Annotated in this window: 16 protein-coding genes; 8 read left to right on the forward strand and 8 right to left on the reverse strand. The window is 71.3% G+C overall.

Annotated elements, in window-relative coordinates; all coding sequences use genetic code 11:
* The first annotated feature begins 1 nt into the window (after position 1).
* Positions 2-505 (forward strand): DUF3093 domain-containing protein, encoded by a 504-nt coding sequence (locus V6R91_RS28385; RefSeq protein WP_336398066.1) that lies wholly within the window; start codon positions 2-4, stop codon positions 503-505.
* Here V6R91_RS28385 and V6R91_RS28390 read toward each other — a convergent pair.
* Positions 480-773, reverse strand: a complete 294-nt coding sequence (locus V6R91_RS28390; RefSeq protein ID WP_336398032.1) for a DUF4193 domain-containing protein — start codon at positions 771-773, stop codon at positions 480-482. The genes V6R91_RS28385 and V6R91_RS28390 overlap by 26 nt on opposite strands.
* A 212-nt stretch (positions 774-985) precedes the next feature.
* Between V6R91_RS28390 and sepH the strand changes: the two genes are divergently transcribed.
* The gene (sepH, locus tag V6R91_RS28395; RefSeq protein ID WP_336398033.1) at positions 986-2,026 is read left to right on the forward strand and encodes a septation protein SepH; all 1,041 of its coding nucleotides are present in this window, start codon (positions 986-988) and stop codon (positions 2,024-2,026) included.
* A gap of 36 nt (positions 2,027-2,062) precedes the next feature.
* Here the strand turns inward: sepH and V6R91_RS28400 are convergent, their stop codons facing one another.
* A complete protein-coding gene (locus V6R91_RS28400; protein ID WP_336398034.1) occupies positions 2,063-3,175 on the reverse strand; it encodes an alkaline phosphatase family protein in 1,113 nt (370 codons plus the stop codon).
* A gap of 68 nt (positions 3,176-3,243) precedes the next feature.
* On the opposite strand from V6R91_RS28400, the gene V6R91_RS28405 reads away from it, so the two are divergent.
* Positions 3,244-5,703, forward strand: coding sequence for a DNA gyrase/topoisomerase IV subunit A (locus V6R91_RS28405; RefSeq protein WP_336398035.1), 2,460 nt, complete (start codon positions 3,244-3,246; stop codon positions 5,701-5,703).
* Between the two features lie 78 nt (positions 5,704-5,781).
* Here the strand turns inward: V6R91_RS28405 and V6R91_RS28410 are convergent, their stop codons facing one another.
* On the reverse strand, positions 5,782-7,866 hold the full coding sequence (locus V6R91_RS28410) for a DNA gyrase/topoisomerase IV subunit B (RefSeq protein ID WP_336398067.1): 2,085 nt from the start codon (positions 7,864-7,866) through the stop codon (positions 5,782-5,784).
* A gap of 165 nt (positions 7,867-8,031) precedes the next feature.
* On the opposite strand from V6R91_RS28410, the gene V6R91_RS28415 reads away from it, so the two are divergent.
* The gene (locus V6R91_RS28415; protein WP_336398036.1) at positions 8,032-8,256 is read left to right on the forward strand and encodes a DUF7455 domain-containing protein; all 225 of its coding nucleotides are present in this window, start codon (positions 8,032-8,034) and stop codon (positions 8,254-8,256) included.
* 12 nt (positions 8,257-8,268) lie between these two features.
* On the opposite strand, the gene V6R91_RS28420 is transcribed toward V6R91_RS28415, so the two are convergent.
* Positions 8,269-9,318, reverse strand: a complete 1,050-nt coding sequence (locus tag V6R91_RS28420; protein ID WP_336398037.1) for an alanine racemase — start codon at positions 9,316-9,318, stop codon at positions 8,269-8,271.
* Positions 9,315-10,007, reverse strand: coding sequence for an alanine racemase C-terminal domain-containing protein (locus V6R91_RS28425; protein WP_336398038.1), 693 nt, complete (start codon positions 10,005-10,007; stop codon positions 9,315-9,317). The genes V6R91_RS28420 and V6R91_RS28425 overlap by 4 nt, the downstream gene beginning before the upstream one ends.
* 45 nt (positions 10,008-10,052) lie before the next feature.
* Between V6R91_RS28425 and V6R91_RS28430 the strand changes: the two genes are divergently transcribed.
* A complete protein-coding gene (locus V6R91_RS28430; RefSeq protein WP_336398039.1) occupies positions 10,053-11,075 on the forward strand; it encodes a sugar-transfer associated ATP-grasp domain-containing protein in 1,023 nt (340 codons plus the stop codon).
* A gap of 65 nt (positions 11,076-11,140) precedes the next feature.
* Here the strand turns inward: V6R91_RS28430 and V6R91_RS28435 are convergent, their stop codons facing one another.
* The 3 genes from V6R91_RS28435 to V6R91_RS28445 form a co-directional block, all read right to left on the reverse strand.
* Positions 11,141-11,836: a coenzyme F420-0:L-glutamate ligase gene (locus V6R91_RS28435; protein ID WP_336398040.1), complete on the reverse strand. Its 696-nt coding sequence runs from the start codon at positions 11,834-11,836 to the stop codon at positions 11,141-11,143.
* Positions 11,833-13,173 carry an RNA polymerase sigma factor gene (locus tag V6R91_RS28440; RefSeq protein WP_442928190.1) on the reverse strand — a complete coding sequence of 447 codons (1,341 nt, stop codon included), beginning with the start codon at positions 13,171-13,173 and terminating at the stop codon, positions 11,833-11,835. Before V6R91_RS28440 ends, V6R91_RS28435 begins: the two co-directional genes overlap by 4 nt.
* Positions 13,174-13,417: 244 nt before the next feature.
* Complete coding sequence (locus tag V6R91_RS28445; protein ID WP_336398041.1) at positions 13,418-14,338, reverse strand: PAC2 family protein; 921 nt, start codon at positions 14,336-14,338, stop codon at positions 13,418-13,420.
* A 127-nt stretch (positions 14,339-14,465) separates the two neighbouring features.
* On the opposite strand from V6R91_RS28445, the gene V6R91_RS28450 reads away from it, so the two are divergent.
* The 3 genes from V6R91_RS28450 to V6R91_RS28460 all read left to right on the forward strand — a co-directional run.
* Positions 14,466-15,953, forward strand: a complete 1,488-nt coding sequence (locus V6R91_RS28450) for a leucyl aminopeptidase (RefSeq protein ID WP_336398042.1) — start codon at positions 14,466-14,468, stop codon at positions 15,951-15,953.
* On the forward strand, positions 15,950-17,323 hold the full coding sequence (lpdA, locus tag V6R91_RS28455; RefSeq protein WP_336398043.1) for a dihydrolipoyl dehydrogenase: 1,374 nt from the start codon (positions 15,950-15,952) through the stop codon (positions 17,321-17,323). The genes V6R91_RS28450 and lpdA overlap by 4 nt, the downstream gene beginning before the upstream one ends.
* A gap of 62 nt (positions 17,324-17,385) precedes the next feature.
* Positions 17,386-18,216, forward strand: an 831-nt coding sequence (locus V6R91_RS28460) for a biotin/lipoyl-containing protein (RefSeq protein WP_336398044.1), incomplete at its 3' end; no start/stop codon positions are given.

Here is an 18,216-nt window from a genome sequence, read left to right on the forward strand (position 1 = left end):
AATGCAGAACTCAACGCGTCATGCCGGAGCCGCGGGCCCTCGGACCGACGGCTATCGCGAGCGGCTGGGTCCCTCGCTGTGGATCCTGGTGGCGGCGGCGCTGGCCGCTCCGATGGTGGCGCTCGTGCTCACTCCCGTCGACACCACGGTCGCGCTCGTCATCGGGGTGGCGGTGGGGGTGCTCCTCGTCGGCGTGCTGATCGCGGCAGCGCCGGTCCTCGAGATCCGGGACGGCGAGCTGCGGGCGGGGCGCGCCCACATCGGAGTGGAGTTCCTCGGAGACCCGGCGATGCACACGGGCGACGATGCGCGTCACGCGCGCGGGGCGGGTCTGGATCCGCGGTCGTGGCATCTCATCCGCGGGGGCATCGACGGGGTCGTGGTGATCCCCGTGACCGATCCCGACGACCCGACGACCGCGTGGGTGATCTCCTCGCGGACGCCGGATCGGCTGGCCGCCGCGGTGCGGCGGGCTCAGATCAGGCGGCGCACTCCGAGCAGATAGGCCCGTGCGCGGTGTCGTGATCGAGCTGCGAGCGGTGCTTGACGAGGAAGCAGTTCGAACAGGTGAACTCGTCTTCCTGGGGCGGGAGAACGACGACGTCGAGCTCGAGGTCCGACAGGTCGGCACCGGGCAGCTCGAAGCCCGACGGGTTGTCGGCGTCCTCCACGTCGACCGAACCCGAGAGCTTGTCGGGAACGCGCTCCTTGAGCGCTTCGATCGACTCGCTGTCGTCCTCGGTCTTGCGGGGGGCGTCGTAATCGGTGGCCATGCGTGAAGGTCTCTACTTCCGGGGTATCGCGGGTTGCGCTGGCCCTTGCGGGCGGCGATAGTTTGCACGACCGGTCCTCATTTCGCAAATGCGATCCGGCCGCTCTCGGGGGTGCTGCCGCGTGAAACTCGCGGCGCGCGTCGGATATTCCCGGCGCGCGCAGTCCGCTGTGTCAGCATGGGCGGACAGGCAGGATCGGAGGGGCGTTTCGCATGGAACAGCTCAAGGTGATCGGAACCGAGGACGACAAGCTCGTTCTGGCGACCGAGTCCGGCGAGAGATTCTCGCTCGACGTCGACGACGTGCTGCGTGTGGAGCTGCGCAAGGCGCGCAAGGAGCGCGACACCGACGCGCAGACTCCTCGGCCGAGCCCGCGCGAGATACAGTCGCACATCCGCTCGGGGCTTTCCGCGCGCGAGGTGGCTGAACTGCTGGGCGCCCGCGTCGAGGACGTCGTCCGCTTCGAGGGTCCCGTGCTCGCCGAGCGCGAGCACGTCGTCGGCCAGGCGCTGGCCGTCCCGGTGCTGCTGGGCGGCGACCTCGAGGGCGACGGCCAGACCACCTTCGGGTCGGCGGTGCGCGGCAAGCTCGCGGAGGCCGGAGCCGTCGGAGAGCGGTGGACCAGCTGGAAGGAGCCGACCGGCTGGATCGTCAAGCTCGAGTTCACCTCGAACGACATCGGCCATGACGCCCGCTGGGGATTCGATCCGCGCCGCTCCACGCTGTCGCCGCTGAACTCCGACGCGATCCAGCTCTCGCGTCAGGGATCGCTGCCGGAAGGCCTGATCCCCCGTCTGCGGGCGCTCGAGACCGCCCCCACCAAGGACGACTCCCGGTTCGACAGCGGCGCGTTCGGCCCGCGCCGGCTTCCCGACGCCGACCTCGAGTCGCCGGACCTGCCGGCGCCGGCAGCGGCGGCCGTGCAGCAGGCGGCGATCAAGCGCGCGAGCGAGCCTCCCGTGACGACCTCGGCCGAGACAGCCGACCTGCTCGAGGCGCTGCGTCGCAGGCGGGGCCAGCGCGAACCGCTGCCAGGGGCCGAGGAGGTCGCTGCGTCGCCCCGCAGCACCGCGCCGGTCGCCCTGTTCGACGCGCTCGAGCCGGGCTACGAGGAGACGGCCGGCGACGACGAGCCGCCGGCATCCGACTACCAGCCTCCCTCGCCCGCCGTGGCCGAGGCGGGTCGCCGCAAGGGCCGCACGTCGATGCCCTCGTGGGACGAGATCGTCTTCGGCGCCCGCTCCGACGACTGACCGGGACCACGCGGACGCTGCCGTCAGGTCTGCGGATCAGGCGAACGCGCCGAGCCGGATGAGCGGGACGACCCGTTCTTCGTCGGTCAACGATCCGTGCTGACCGACCATCTTCTGCGGCGCCTTGTCGGCCAGCCGGTCGTCGTAGTAGGCGATGCCCGAGCGGGCGGCGACCACGACGTCGCCGATCCTCTCGCGGACCTCCGGTGCCACGTCACCCATCAGGCCGGACGCCTCCAGCTCGGTGCGCGAGACGACCCACGAGCGGGATGCCTCGGCCTCGCGCCACCGGTCGAGCACGGCGTCCGCCTGCCCGGGCTCGGCGTACAGGTGGAGCATGCGCGGCTCGCCGCCGACCAGGCGCACCCCCTCCAGCAGCGGACCCTCCTCGAGCAGGACGTGCCGGTGGCGCGGCACGTCGATCATTCCGTGGTCGGAGGTCACCACGACGCCCGTGCCGCGGTCGACCGCGGCGGCGAGCGTGCGCGCGGCGGCATCCACGTGCTCCAGCACCGCGATCCACTCGTCGGACTCCCAGCCGCGCTTGTGTCCGACGGCGTCGAGATCCGGCGCGTACAGGTAGACGAGGGATCCCGGATGCCCCGCCGCGAGGTCGGCGGCGATCCGCACGCGGTCTTCCAGGTCGTCGGCGGCGTGGAACTCGGCGTCGCCGAGCGTGGCGACGGTGAAACCGGTGCTCTGGTACTCCTCGCGCGAGACGGCGAAGAAGGGGCGGCCGAGCGTCGCCGAAAGCGGCGTCGCGCGCTGGAACGAGAGCGGCAGATCGTCGGTGTCCCAGCCGCGCAGTTGATTCACGACGTCATCGGTGCCGGGAACGCGGGCGCGGTAGCCGACGATGCCGTGCTCCCCCGGCTGCGCGCCGGTGAGCAGGCTCGTGAGGGCGGCGGCGGTCGTCGAGGGGAAGACCGTTCGTGCGACATCGCGCTTCGATCGGGCCTCGGCGAGGAAGCGGGCATGCCCCGCGCGGGCGGAGAGGCTGTGCGCGCCGAGCCCGTCGAGCACCCACACGATCGCGCTCCGGGCGGGCGCGAACCATTCGGAGTCGCCCGTCAGAGCCGCCGACATCTCGGGAACGACACGGGTGAGGCTCCGGGCGCGGGGCGGGTCCGCGGGTAGGCTGAAGGACATCGGGGCCAGTCTCGCACACTGCGATCTCCCCACCTCGCTCCCGCCGTCACCCGAGGCCTCATCGTCACATGCCCGCTTCCCGCACCGATCCCGCAGCCGCCGATCACGGACGCATCGAGGACGTCGACGTCTCGTCCGAGATGCAGACGTCGTTCCTCGAGTACGCGTACTCGGTCATCTATTCGCGCGCGCTGCCGGACGCCCGCGACGGGCTGAAGCCGGTGCAGCGGCGCATCCTCTTCCAGATGGCCGACATGGGCCTGCGTCCCGACCGCGGGCACGTCAAGAGCGCCCGTGTCGTGGGCGAGGTGATGGGAAAGCTGCACCCGCACGGCGATGCGCCCATCTACGACGCCCTCGTGCGTCTGGCCCAGCCGTTCTCGCTGCGCGTGCCGCTCGTGGACGGGCACGGCAACTTCGGCTCGCTCGATGACGGCCCCGCGGCCCCGCGCTACACCGAGGCGCGTCTCGCGCCACCCGCCCTGGCGCTCACCGAGAACCTCGACGAGGACGTCGTCGACTTCATCCCGAACTACGACGGGCAGTTCCAGCAGCCCGAGGTGCTGCCGGCGGCGTTCCCGAACCTGCTCGTCAACGGCACCACCGGCATCGCCGTCGGCATGGCGACCAACATGGCGCCGCACAACCTCATCGAGGTGGTCGGCGCCGCGACCCACCTGCTCGACAACCCCGACGCCACGGTGGACGAGCTCATGGAGTTCGTGCCCGGGCCAGACCTCCCCGGCGGCGGCATCATCGTCGGTCTCGACGGGATCAAGGACGCCTACACGAACGGCCGCGGCAGCTTCCGCACCCGCGCGAAGGTCTCCATCGAGTCGCTCGGGCCGCGCCGCACTGGCCTCGTCGTCACCGAGCTGCCGTATCTCGTGGGTCCCGAGCGCGTGATCGAGAAGATCAAGGACGCGGTCAACGCCAAGAAGCTCCAGGGCATCTCGGACGTCACCGACCTGACCGACCGCCACAAGGGCCTGCGCCTCGTCATCGGCATCAAGACCGGGTTCGACCCGCAGGCCGTCCTCGAGCACCTCTACCGGCTGACCCCGCTCGAGGACTCGTTCGGCATCAACAACGTCGCACTCGTCGAGGGCCAGCCGCAGACGCTCGGCCTCCGCGAGCTGCTGCGCGTGTACCTCGATCACCGCATCAGCGTGGTGACCCGGCGCAGCCGCTACCGCCTGGCCCGTCGCAACGAGCGCCTGCACCTGGTCGAGGGTCTGCTCATCGCCATCCTCGACATCGACGAGGTCATCCAGGTCATCCGCACCTCCGACGACGGCGAGCAGGCGCGCGGGCGCCTGATGAACGTCTTCGACCTCTCCGAGCCGCAGGCGGAGTACATCCTCGAGCTCCGGCTTCGGCGGCTGACGAAGTTCTCGCGCATCGAGCTGGAGACGGAGCGTGACAATCTCAAGCGCGAGATCGCCGAGCTCGAGGAGCTCCTCGGCAGCGACGTCCTGCTGCGCGCGCAGGTGGCCAAGGAGCTGGATGCCGCCGCCGAGGCGTTCGGCACCCCCCGCCGCACGCTCCTCCTCAACGGCGGCCCCGTGCAGCCCCGATCGCGTGCGGCCGCGGCCCCCGCCGATCTGCAGATCGCCGACGCGCCGTGCCGTGTGTTCCTGTCGGCGACCGGCCGCATGGTGCGCGCCGAGCTCGTCGCCGACGCCCCCGGCGGCGGCATCGTCCCACCCGCCCGCCGCTCCAAGCACGACGCGGTCCGATCCGCGGTCGATACGACCACCCGCGGTGACCTCGGCGCGGTGACGAGCCTCGGCAGACTGATCCGCTTCTCCCCCGTCGATCTCCCCTCCGTGCCCGGCAACTCGGTGCAGCTCGCGGCGGGGACCCGCGGCGACCAGTACCTCGGCCTCAGCGGCGGCGAGCACGTCGTCGCCATCGTTCCGCTGGCGAGCACCCCGCCGATCGCGCTCGGCACCGCGCAGGGCGTCGTCAAGCGCGTCGCGGCCGGGGAGCTCGGCACCAAGCACGACATCGAGATCATCTCCCTCAAGGACGGCGACCGCGTGGTCGGCGCCGCACCCGCCTCCGACGGGGCCGAGCTCGTGTTCGTCGCCAGCGACGCCCAGCTGCTGCGCTTCGACGCATCCTCGGTGCGCCCGCAGGGCCGGTCGGCCGGGGGCATGGCGGGCATGCGCCTCGCTGACGGCGCCCAGGTCGTCGCCTTCGACGTCGTGGGACCGTCCGAGTTCGACGCCGTGGTGGTCACGGTCGCCGGATCGACCACGGCGATCGCCGGCACCGACGCCGGGAGCGCCAAGGTGTCGCTGTTCAGCGAGTTCCCCGCGAAGGGACGTGCGACCGGCGGAGTGCGGGCTCAGCGGTTCCTCAGGGGCGAAGACGCGATCACGATCGCCTGGGTCGGCACCGATCCGCGCGCGATCGGGCCGGACGGCGCCGTTCGCGCGCTCCCGGCATCGGGGGCCAAGCGCGATGCCTCGGGCACGACGCTGGACGGCGTCATCGGGGCGATCGGCACCGGCGTCCGCTGACCGGGGCGGGTCGGCGGTGGGAGGTCTCGATACGCGTGCTCGTTCCTCGCGCGCTACCCGACCTTGATCCGACTCGCGTCACGCATCGATGCGCTCGCGCGCGAGCCGGTCGCTCGAGTCGATGATGAACTCCTTGCGGGGAGCGACGTCGTTGCCCATCAGCAGCTCGAAGACGGATGCCGCGGACTCGGCGTCCTCCATCCGCACCCGACGCAGCGTGCGGCCGGCGCGATCCATCGTCGTGGTCGCGAGCTGATCCGCGTCCATCTCGCCGAGCCCCTTGTAGCGCTGCACCGGCTCCTGCCAGCGCTTGCCCGCCTTCGTGAGCTTGGTGAGCAGCCCGTGCAGCTCCGCCTCGGAGTAGGTGTAGATGGTGTCGTTGGGCTTGGAGCCCGGGTTCATGACCACAACGCGGTGAAGCGGCGGCACGGCGGCGAACACGCGGCCCTCTTCGATGAGGGGGCGCATGTATCGGAAGAACAGCGTGAGCAGCAGCGTGCGGATGTGCGCGCCGTCGACGTCGGCGTCGCTCATCAGGATGATCTTGCCGTAGCGTGCGGCGTCCAGCTCGAACGAGCGGCCCGACCCGGCGCCGATCACCTGGATGATCGCCGCGCACTCGGCGTTGGACAGCATGTCGCTGACCGACGCCTTCTGCACGTTGAGGATCTTGCCTCGGATCGGCAGCAGCGCTTGGTACTCGCTGTTGCGGGCGAGCTTGGCGGTGCCCAGCGCAGAGTCGCCCTCGACGATGAACAGCTCGGACTCGCCCACGTCGTTCGAACGGCAGTCGGCGAGCTTCGCAGGGAGGGAGGACGACTCGAGGGCGTTCTTGCGGCGCTGGGTCTCTTTGTGCGTGCGCGCGGAGATGCGCGCTTTCATCTCGGAGACGACCTTGTCCAGCAGCAGCGAGGTCTGGGCCTTGTCATCGCGCTTGGACGAGGAGAATCGGGCCGTGAGCTCCCGCGTGACGACGTTGGCGACGATCTGGCGGGCGGCCGGGGTGCCCAGGACCTCCTTGGTCTGTCCCTCGAACTGAGGCTCGGGGAGGCGGACGGTGAGGACGGCGGTGAGACCGGCGAGGATGTCGTCCTTCTCGAGCTTGTCGTTCCCGACCTTCAGCCGTCGCGCGTTCTGCGTGACCTGATCGCGCAGCACCTTCATCAGACCCTGCTCGAATCCCTGCTGGTGCGTGCCGCCCTTCGGGGTGGCGATGATGTTGACGAACGACCGGGACACCGTCTCGTAGCCGGTCCCCCAGCGCACGGCGATGTCGACCTGGCACTCCCGCTCGACCTCGGTGGGGACCATGGCGCCGGATGCCTGCAGCACCGGCACGGTCTCGGTGAAGGTGCCGGAGCCGGTGAGGCGCCACGTGTCGGTCACGCCGGCGTCGGGTGCAAGGAAGTCGGCGAACTCGGAGATGCCGCCGTCGAAGCGGTAGCTCGTCTCGACAGGCTCGCCGGTCTCGGTGCCGGGACGCTCGTCGCGGATGACGATCTCGAGACCGGGGACGAGGAACGCCGTCTGCCGGGCGCGCTGCTCGAGCTCCTGCAGGTTGAACGCCGCGTCCTTCGTGAAGATCTGGCGGTCGGCCCAGTACCGGATGCGCGTGCCCGTGACGCCCTTGGCCGCGCGGCCCACGACGCGCAGCTCGCTGCGCTCCTCGAACGGCGTGAAGGCGGAGTCCGGACTGCCGTTGGAGAAGATCCCGGGCTCGCCGCGGTGGAACGACATCGCCCACGTCTTGCCGCCGCGATCGACCTCGACGTCGAGCCGCTCCGAGAGCGCGTTGACGACGGATGCCCCGACGCCGTGGAGGCCGCCGGACGCGGCGTACGACCCTCCGCCGAACTTGCCGCCGGCGTGGAGCTTGGTGAAGACGACCTCGACGCCGGACAGGCCCGTGCGGGGCTCGATGTCGACCGGGATGCCGCGCGCGCGGTCGCGCACCTCCACGCTGCCGTCGGCGTGGAGCACGATGTCGATGCGGGAGCCGTGCCCCGCGAGCGCCTCGTCGACGGAGTTGTCGATGATCTCCCAGAGGCAGTGCATGAGGCCGCGGGCGTCGGTCGAGCCGATGTACATGCCGGGGCGCTTCCGGACCGCCTCCAGCCCCTCGAGCACCTGCAGATGATGGGCGGAGTACTCGGAGGTCACAATCTCCCATGGTAATCGGGGCTCCCGACACGTCCGCGCAGACACGCACCATGGGGCAGGACGCGTACGCGCTCAGCGAAATGTCGTCGGTTCCGGGCATTCTCAGACGTGGGCGTGGTTGTATTTCATGACCGCTACGGAGTTCTACGCATACGAGGAGGCACCGAGATGACCACGCTTTCGACACCCACCGAGAACGGCGCCGTCCTCGAGCACCGCCTCACGGCGGTAGACCGCTGCGACTCCTGCGGCGCCCAGGCGTACATCGCCGCCGAGGTCAACGGCAGCGAGCTGCTGTTCTGCGCGCACCACGGCCGCAAGTACGAAGAGAAGCTTCGCTCGATCGCCACGAGCTGGCACGACGAGACCGCGCGGCTGTCCGACACCGACTGACGGCGACGGGCTTCACTCCACCGCGTACGAACGCGGGACCAGCGGTGAGACGCGCACGGCGATCTCCTCGCCGATCGTGCCGATGAGCTCGGCGAGATCGGTCGCGCTCGCCTCGCCGTCCGCGCCGGACCCGTACACGATCACGCGGTCTCCGGGGGCCGCTCCGGGCCACGCAGCGATCAGCGAGTCCATCTCCCCCACGGACAGGAGCCGCCGGGTCCCCGCCGGGGTGGCCACGCTCGCCCGCCCCTCCAGGCGCGAAGGGAGACCGTGCAGCGCGCCCACGTCGACGCGTACCCCGTCCTCTCCGACGCCGAGCACCTCAGCCTCCAGCCGGGCGATGGGCACGAGCCCGAGCTGGCCTGCGAACGGACCTCCGGCCGAGCGGATGCCGTAGCAGAAGGCGCCCACGCGAACCATGTCGTACCGGAACTCCGGGCGCGCGAACGAGGCCGCACTGGCGGCGAGATGCCTGACGACGGGGCGGAGCCCCGCGTCGTGCGCCTGTTGCAGCCCGCGCTCGAACAGGGCCCGCGCGTCGTCGTCCTCGTCGTCCGACGCCTCGGCGATGTGGCTCCAGATGCCCACGACGTCCAGCGCGCCTTCCGCCTCCAGCGCGGCCGCCCGGGACACGAAGCGGGGCCACGCCTCGGGGCGCACGCCGTTGCGGTGCAGGCCCGTGTCGAGCTTCAGGTGCACGCGCAGCGGCCGCCCGACACGCCCGGCCGCGGCCGCCGCGTCCTCGAGCAGGTCGGCGTCTCCCACCCCGAGGTCGATGCCCGCTTCGGCGGCGGCGCGGAGATCCGCGTGCGCGGCCGCGATCCAGGCGAAGATGCGGACGTCTTCGCCGAGCTCCCCGCGCACCGCCCGGGCCGTGCCGATGTCGAACGCGCCGAACCAGCGGAGGCCGGCGCCCGCCGCGGCCCGCACGACGGGGGCCAGGCCGTGCCCGTACGCGTCGTCCTTGACGACGAGCATCAGCTCGGCCGGAGCGACGGCCTCGCGCACCCTCGTGATGTTGGCGACGAGGGCGGTCAGGTCCACGTGCAGCGTCGCGGTCACGGCAGCTCCTCGCGGAGTGCGCGGAGCCCGACCGTCGTGATCAGCTCCGAGGAACGCAGGCCGGTCACGCGCACCCAGTCGGCGAGCGACGGCTCTCCTGCGCCGGGGTCGCCGAGGAAGAGCGCTTCGTCGCCGCGTCGGACCGCGGCATCCGCGACGTCCACGACGCAGACGTCCATCGCGACGCGTCCGACGATCGGATGCCGCTCCCCCGCGATGCTCACGTCCACGGCCCCTCCGAGCCCGCGGACGACGCCCTGCGCGTACCCGCCCGTGACGAGCGCGATCCGCGTGTCGGCGGGTGCGCGGAAGGCGTAGCCGTACGAGACCCCCTCGCCGGCGCGGAGGTCCTTGACCGACAGCACCGTGCCCGACAGGCGCAGGGCCGGTGTCGTGCCGGCATCGCCGCCGGGGAGGCCGAACAGGGTCTCGGGAGCGAGCACGTCGTCGGCGTCGGCGGGCGTGCCGTCGCCGGCGGAAGCGAACCGCGCGGCGTCGAGGACCTGCTGCACTAGCGCCGCGCCGTGCCCCCAGGCGTCCGCCTGCAGCACGGCGGTCCCGTAGCGACGGATGCCGCGCTCCCGCGCGGCGCGCGCATTGGCCGCCAGCGCCGCGCGCGAGACGCGGGCGACCGGAGCGCTGCGTGGATCGGATCCCGTCGCGGCATGCCCAGGGATCGACGAACTCACGCCTCTAGACTAACGGGGTCCCCCGAACCCGACCCCGGAGCACGCATGCCTTCTCAGGGCCTCGGCCTCGCGCCCCGCCTTCGCTATCTCGCCGCCCGCGCCCGCCGCATCGATGTGGGCTCGGTGCTCGAACGCGCGAAGGAGACCTCGCACGCACACGGCAAGTGGACCCCCGCGGTGCTCGCCGACATGCTGTGGTCCGCCGGCTTCCGGCAGGTGGGCTTCCAGGACTACGTCGACTACGACTTCGCGATCCTCAGCCGCGCCGAGCGCGCCACCTATATGACCCATCCGGTGTCGAACGAGCTGTCGCAGAAGTACGACCACCCCGACTACCGCCACCTCTTCCACGACAAGGTGGCCTTCGACCGCACGTTCAGCGAGTTCCTGCGGCGCGACTGGATGATCGTCGAGGAGGGCAACGCCGACGCCGTGCGCGCCTTCGCGGAGAAGCACGGGACGATCGTCACGAAGGAGCCCGTGGGCCAGGCCGGGACGGGCGTGCACCGCTATCACGCGAGCGAGGTGTCGGATTGGGACGAGTTCCACCGCGGTCTCCTCGCGCGCGGCGAACTCCTCATCGAGGAGGTCATCCGCCAGCACGCCGACCTCGCGGCGGTCTGCCCGGGGACGGTGAACACGACCAGGGTGACCGCCTTCTTCGACGGCGAGGAGACGCACATCCTGGCGATGGCCCAGAAGTTCGGGCGCGGCGAGGTGAGCGACCAGATGACCTTCGGCGGCTTCTACACGATGCTCGACGACGACGGCCGCGCCGTCGGCCCCGGCTACGACTCGCACGGGCACGTGCACGTCGCGCACCCCGACAGCGGTTTCGTGATCGCCGACTTCCAGCTGCCCATGGTCGACGAAGTCAAGGCGTTCGTCGACCAGGTGGCGCGCGTGGTGCCGCAGATCCAGTACGTGGGCTGGGACATCGTCGTCACGCCCGACGGGCCCGTGCTCGTCGAGGGCAACTGGGGTGCCGGCGTGTACGAGAACAAGCCGAGCGTCACCGGCATCCGCACCGGCCACAAGCCGCGCTATCGGAAGGCCATCGGGTTCTGAGGAGGACCTGAAGACGTCGAAGGCGCGGCATCCGAGCAGATGCCGCGCCTTTCGCGTGACGGCGGTCAGACCGCCCGGACGATGCCGAGCGGCGTGGACTGGTGCCCCTGCCCGAGCGGGTTGTCCTTGAGGATCGCGACCAGTCGCCGCTCCTGCGCCTTGTCGAGCGTGGAGCCGAGGACGTTGCCGCCGAGATCGTTGATGTCGACGACGGCGACCTCGGACACGCCGCCGAGGAGCGCCTTCAGGTGCTGTGCGACCTCGCGGGGGCGCTCGGGTCCGAGCACGACAGCCTTGTTGTACGGCGGGATCGTGCCCGACGTCGGCCCGTCGATGGCGCGGGCCTTGTCGCCGGCGATGCGGTAGAAGTCGCCCTTGCGGCCGAAGAGCTTCGTCACGGCCGAAACCGCCGCGGCGAACAGGATCCGCATCGTCCCGCACTCGCGCAGCGCCATCTCCATCGTCTCGGGCATGCCGAGGCCGATGCCGTAGGGCGTGCGAGTGACGTACCGCGAGAGGAAGAAGGCCAGCTTGCGCGGCTGGATGTCCTCCACGAGGTACGAACGGCCCTGCGTGATCGCGACGATCTTCTCGGTCACGAAGAGCAGGTCGCCCTCGCGCACCACGTCCGCCGCGTACTCGCGCACGAAGGCGTCGAGATCGTCGCCGGGCATCACGACCCGCGTGCGGATCGGGATGCGCGCGAACGACGAACCCTCGACCTGGACGGTGAGTGCCTTGCCGGCGTTCGCCTCACTCACTCGAGGTAGTCCCGGAGGGACTGCGAGCGCGACGGATGCCGCAGCTTCGCCATCGTCTTCGACTCGATCTGGCGGATGCGCTCGCGGGTCACCCCGAACGTGTCGCCGATCTGGTCGAGCGTCTTGGGCTGGCCGTCGCCGAGTCCGAAGCGCATGCGGATCACGCCGGCCTCGCGCTCGGAGAGCGAGTCGAGGAGCGACTCGAGCTGGCGCTGCAGCATCGTGAAGCCCACCGCATCCGCCGGCACGACAGCCTCGGTGTCCTCAATGAGGTCGCCGAACTCGCTGTCGCCGTCCTCACCCAGGGGCGTGTGCAGCGAGATCGGCTCGCGGCCGTACTTCTGCACCTCGATGACCTTCTCGGGGGTCATGTCGAGCTCGCGGCTGAGCTCTTCGGGCGTGGGCTCGCGACCGAGGTCCTGCAGCATCTGCCGCTGCACGCGCGCGAGCTTGTTGATGACCTCTACCATGTGCACCGGGATGCGGATGGTGCGCGCCTGGTCGGCCATGGCGCGCGTGATGGCCTGACGGATCCACCACGTCGCGTAGGTCGAGAACTTGAAGCCCTTGGTGTAGTCGAACTTCTCCACCGCGCGGATGAGACCGAGGTTGCCCTCCTGGATGAGGTCCAGGAACTGCATGCCGCGGCCGGTGTAGCGCTTGGCGAGCGACACGACGAGGCGCAGGTTGGCGCCCAGCAGGTGGCTCTTCGCGCGCTGACCGTCCCGGGCGACCCACTGCAGGTCGAGACCGAGCTGCGACGTCTTCTCGGCGGCCGACATGTGCGACAGCTTCTCTTCGGCGAACAGGCCCGCCTCGATGCGCATCGCGAGCTCGACCTCTTCGGCCGCGTTCAGCAGCGGCACCTTGCCGATCTGCTTGAGGTAGTCCTTGACCGGATCGGCGGTCGCGCCGGTGATCTGCGTCGAGTAGACGGGGACGTCGTCCTCGTCGCTCGACGAGATGACGATGGCGCCGGTCGGGAGGGGCTCGGTGAACACCGGCTTGGTGCTCTCCTCCTCGTCCTCCTCCTCGGCGGGGTTCGCGTCGTCGGCGGCAGCGGGCTTGCCCTCGGTCTTGGCGGCGGCGGTGTCGCCCGACTCCTCGTCGGCGTCGACGTCGTCGCCCTCGAGCTCGACGTCGTCGTCGAGCTCCTCGACGTCGTCCTCGAACTCGTCGTCCGACTTCTTCGCGCGCTTGGACGCCGTCTTCGGCGCGGCCTTCGCCTTCGCGCCGCCCTTCGGCGCCGCGGCCTTCGTCGCAGCCGGAGCCTTCATCTCGTTCGACTCGGTGTCCTTCGCGGCCGAGCGAGCCTTGGTGTTCGTGCCTGGAGTCACGTTTCGCCTTTCACCGGTCGACGCGCGCCGCGCGCCTCCGGTCGGTTTCGGACACTAGTAAGACCCTTGTCAAGTCCACATCTTCGGCAGGAAGCCTGACGAAGACGGTTGACAACGGGTCAGAGCGTCTAGTATCTCATACTTGCCGTGCGCCGCCAGCATCGCCCCGCGGAGTGCGGCGCACCTCCATCGAAGGCTTCAACGCCGCGGCGCACGCGGACATTCCGCCGGGGCGGCGGTCGCGTCAGGAACCGCGCTTGTCGTCCTCGCCCGGTCGCGACGCGAGGAAGCGCTCGAGCTCCGCCGCCAGTTCGTCGGCGCTGGGCAGATCCCCCGTGTGGATCATCGGCGTGGCGAGCGTCGATCCCGCCATGTAGGCGTCGTAGCGCTCCTCGAGCCCCTGCACCATGCGGGCGAGCTCGTCGCTGCCCTCGATCTGCTCGGTCACCTTCTCGAGGTACTCGCGGTTCTCGTCGCGCAGGTCGTCCCCCGCGAAGACCAGCCCAGTCGCGACCGTGAGGCTGTCCAGCGCCGCGAGCGCCGCCGCGGGGTACTCGGTGTCGCCCAGGTAGTGAGGGATGAGCAGGACGAAGCCCGCGATGCGCACACCGGCCGCCGCGAGGCGGTACTCCAGAAGGTGGCCCGCGGTGGCGGGCACCTGCGTGTGCGGCTGCCACACCGAGTGCGCCTCCGTGAGCTCCGACCGGGTGCCGCTGACGGTCGTGCCGATCGGCCGGGTGTGCGGCACCGGCATCGGGATCGCGTGCACCCAGGTCACCGTCGACACGCCGTAGGCCTCGGTGAAGTCGAGCACCGCCGCGGCGAAGGCATCCCACGCGAAATCGGGCTCGTACCCGGCCAGCAGCAGGAAGGGCTGGCCCAGGGCGTCGTGCGCGAACGACAGCTCCAGGCGCTGCGGGCGGTAGTCGGTGAGGTGGTCCTTCTCGAAGGCGACGATCGGCCGTCGAGCACGGTAGTCGAGGAGGACGTCGTTGGAGAACACGGCCAGCGGAGACGGCGACAGCTCATCGCGGAAGTAGTCGATGACCTGGCTCACGGCGCTGCCCGCGTCGGTGAACCCGGTGAGGGCGATCACCAGCGGGAGTCCGCGCGGGACGGGCGGCGCGGAGGCCGCACGCTCGAACAGCGGGCCGGTAAGGGGCATGGTCCCATGCTACGAGCCGACCGCCGACGCCGGGTCGCTGCCATCGCGCTCAGAGCGAACACCCGTCGTCCCCGCCGGGTTGAGTCGTGCGACGGAGGAGGACCTATCGAAACCTAGGATGGACAGCATGTCGTTCCCCGACCTCGAGTACCGCACGTCACCCGTCCGAGAGTCCGAAGCCGACGCTCTTCTCCTCGCACTCCCCCCGCTCGAGGCCGACGCCCCGAACGACCTCGCGGACTGGCCGGGTCTGCGAGAGTCGCTGTCCGCGGTGGGTTTCACGGGGTCGTGCGGCGCGCTCGTCCGGGTGTACGCACCCGACAGCACGTCGATGCCGCTGGCCGTCGTGGGCACCGGCGCGAACCCGGATGCCGCGGCGCTGCGCGACGCGGTCGGCGCGGCGATCCGCTCGCTGACCGGCTTCGCCACGGTCGCCGTCGCCGCGCCGCTGGCGGGTCCCGCGCTGTGGACCGCGGCGGCCGAAGGCGCCGCGCTGGGCGGCTACCGGTTCGACGGCTACAAGTCGGAGGCGCCGAAGGCCCGGGCGTCCAAGGTCATCGTGCACGGCACCGCGGATGCCGACGACGACGCGCTGCGGCTCGTGGTCGAGACCGCGACCTCGGTGGCGCTGGTGAAGGACCTCGTGAACATGCCCGCGGAGTGGCTGGGGCCCGCCGACGTCGCGGAGCGTGCGGCCCAGGCGGTGGCGGAGCTTCCCGTCACCGTCGACGTCCTCGACGAGCAGGCGCTGCGCGACCAGGGCTTCGGCGGCATCCTGGGCGTGGGGCAGGGGTCGGACCGCCCGCCGCGCCTCGTCCGCCTGCAGTACTCCCCCGAGGGGGCGCGACGCCACATCGCGCTCGTGGGCAAGGGCATCACGTTCGACACCGGCGGCCTGTCGCTGAAGCCCGCCGCCTCGATGGTGGGCATGAAGTACGACATGGCGGGCGCCGCGACGGTGCTCGGCGTGCTGCGGGCCGTGGCATCCGTCTCCGCCCCCGTCAAGGTGACCGCCTGGCTGTGCCTGGCCGACAACATGCCCTCGGGCCGCGCCATCCGCCCCGGCGACGTGCTGCGGATGCTCGACGGCACGACCGTCGAGGTGCTCAACACCGACGCCGAGGGGCGCCTCGTGCTCGCCGACGGGCTCGCGGCCGCCAGCCGCGAGCGCCCCGACGTGATCGTCGACGTCGCCACGCTCACCGGCGCGATCCTGATCGCCCTCGGCACCCGGCACACCGGCGTCATGGGCGATGACGACGCCGTCGCGGCGTACCTCGCCGCCGCGGCGGAGACGGGCGAGCCGGCGTGGCAGCTGCCGCTCCCCGCCCACATGGTCGAGGAGCTCGACTCGCCCATCGCCGACCTGCAGAACGCCAAGATCGGCGACCCTGCGGGCGGATCGCTGTTCGCAGGGCTGTTCCTGCGTCACTTCGTCGGCCGCACGGGCGACGACGCCGATGCTCCCCGGATCCCCTGGGTGCATCTGGACATCGCCGGCAGCGGGACCCACAAGGGCGCGCCGTACGGCTACACCGACAAGGGGCCGACGGCCGCCACCGTGCGCAGTCTGGTCCGCTTCGTCCTGGCAGACCTCGATGAGGAGGCACGATGACCGACCACACCTTCGATCTCGTCGTACTGGGGGGTGGCAGCGGAGGCTATGCGGCCGCGCTGCGCGCCGCCGAGCTCGGCAGGAGCGTCGCCCTCGTCGAGAAGGACAAGGTCGGCGGCACCTGCCTGCACCGCGGCTGCATCCCCACCAAGGCGCTGCTGCACGCCGCCGAGGTGGCGGACCTGACGCGGGATGCCGCGTCGGTGGGCGTGCGCGCGTCGCTCGAGGGCATCGACCCGGCGGGCGTGCGCGCGTACCGCGAAGGCATCGTGGCCAAGAAGTACAAGGGGCTCGAGGGTTTGGTGAAGGCGCGCGGCATCACCGTCGTGAACGGCGAGGGCCGGCTGGAGGCGGGGCCGGCGGTGCGCGTCGGCGACGACCTCTACCGCGGCACGGACGTCGTGCTCGCGACGGGCTCCTACAGCCGGACCCTGCCCGGACTCGAGATCGCCGGTCGGATCCTCACCAGCGAGCAGGCGCTGGAGCTCGACGAGATCCCCCGCAGCGTCGTCATCCTCGGCGGCGGTGTCATCGGCGTGGAGTTCGCGAGCGTGTGGCGCTCCTTCGGCGCCGAGGTGACGGTCGTGGAGGCGCTCGACCACCTCGTCCCCAACGAGGACGTCGCGCTGAGCAAGGGCCTCGAGCGCGCCTTCCGCCGGCGCGGCATCCAGTACTCCCTCGGAGTGCGGTTCCAGAGCGCGTCGCAGACGCCGGATGCCGTGACCGTGACGCTCGAGGACGGCAAGAGCCTCACCGCCGACCACCTGCTGGTCGCCGTCGGCCGCGGGCCGGCGACCGCGGGCCTCGGCTACGAGGAGGCGGGCGTATCCATCGAGCGGGGCTTCGTCACGGTCGACGAGCGCCTCCGCACCGGCGTGCCGCACGTGTGGGCCGTCGGCGACATCACCCCTGGCCTCCAGCTCGCGCACCGCGGGTTCCAGCAGGGCATCTTCGTCGCGGAGGAGATCGCCGGACTGTCCCCGGTCGCCATCCCGGACTCCCAGATCCCCCGCGTCACCTACAGCCACCCGGAGGTCGCCTCCGTCGGACTGACCGAGGCGCAGGCCATCGACGCGCATGGCGCGGACGCCGTGGTGACGTACGAGTACAACCTCGCCGGGAACGGCAAGAGCGAGATCCTCGGCACCGGGGGCGTCGTCAAGGTGGTGCGATCGAAGGATGGGCCGGTCATCGGCGTCCACCTCATCGGCGACCGCGTCGGCGAGCTGATCACCGAAGGCCAGCTCGTCGTCGGGTGGGAAGCGCACCCCGAGGACATCGCCCCGTTCGTCCACGCGCACCCGACGCAGTCGGAGGCGCTCGGCGAGGCGTTCCTCGCTCTGGCGGGCAAGCCGCTGCACGCGCTGTGACCCTCCGCGCCGCCGCCCATCACTAAGCTAGATCCGATATATCTTCAGAAGGAGACTTCCTCATGAGCACATCCGTGGTCCTCCCCGCTCTCGGCGAGAGCGTGACCGAGGGAACGGTCACCCGCTGGCTCAAGAACGTCGGCGACACCGTTCAGGCCGATGAGGGCCTGCTCGAGATCTCCACGGACAAGGTGGACACCGAGATCCCCTCACCGGTCAGCGGCGTCATCGAGGAGATCCTCGTTCAGGAAGACGAGACCGTCGAGGTCGGCGCGGTGCTGGCGAAGATCGGCGACGGCTCCGGCAGCGCAGAGGCGGCACCCGCTCCCGAGGCTGCTGCCGCAGACGCCGCTCCGGCTCAGGCTTCCGCCCCCGCCCCGGCGGAGGCCCCCGCACCCGCTCCGGCGCCCGCGGCTGAGGCTCCCGCACCTGCCGCTGAGGCGTCCGCACCTGCGGCCGAGGCTGCCCCGGCGCCCGCGGGCGGCGGCAAGGACGTCGTCCTCCCCGAGCTCGGCGAGAGCGTCACCGAGGGGACCGTCACGCGCTGGCTCAAGCAGGTCGGCGACGAGGTCGCGGTCGACGAGCCGCTCCTCGAGATCTCGACCGACAAGGTCGACACCGAGATCCCTTCGCCGTTCGCCGGCACGCTGCAGGAGATCCTCGTGCAGGAGGACGAGACGGTCGCCGTCGGATCGCCGCTGGCGCGCATCGGCGAGGCGGGTGCCGCGCCGGCTCCGGCCGCCGAGGCTCCCGCGCCCGCACAGGCCGAGGCTCCCGCCGCGCCGGCACAGGCCGAGGCTCCCGCCGCGCCGGCACAGGCCGAGGCTCCCGCCGCACCGGCACAGGCCGAGGCTCCCGCACCGGCACAGGCCGAGGCGCCCGCCGCTCCGGCT

The sequence above is a fragment of the Microbacterium sp. CCNWLW41 genome, from assembly GCF_037083505.1.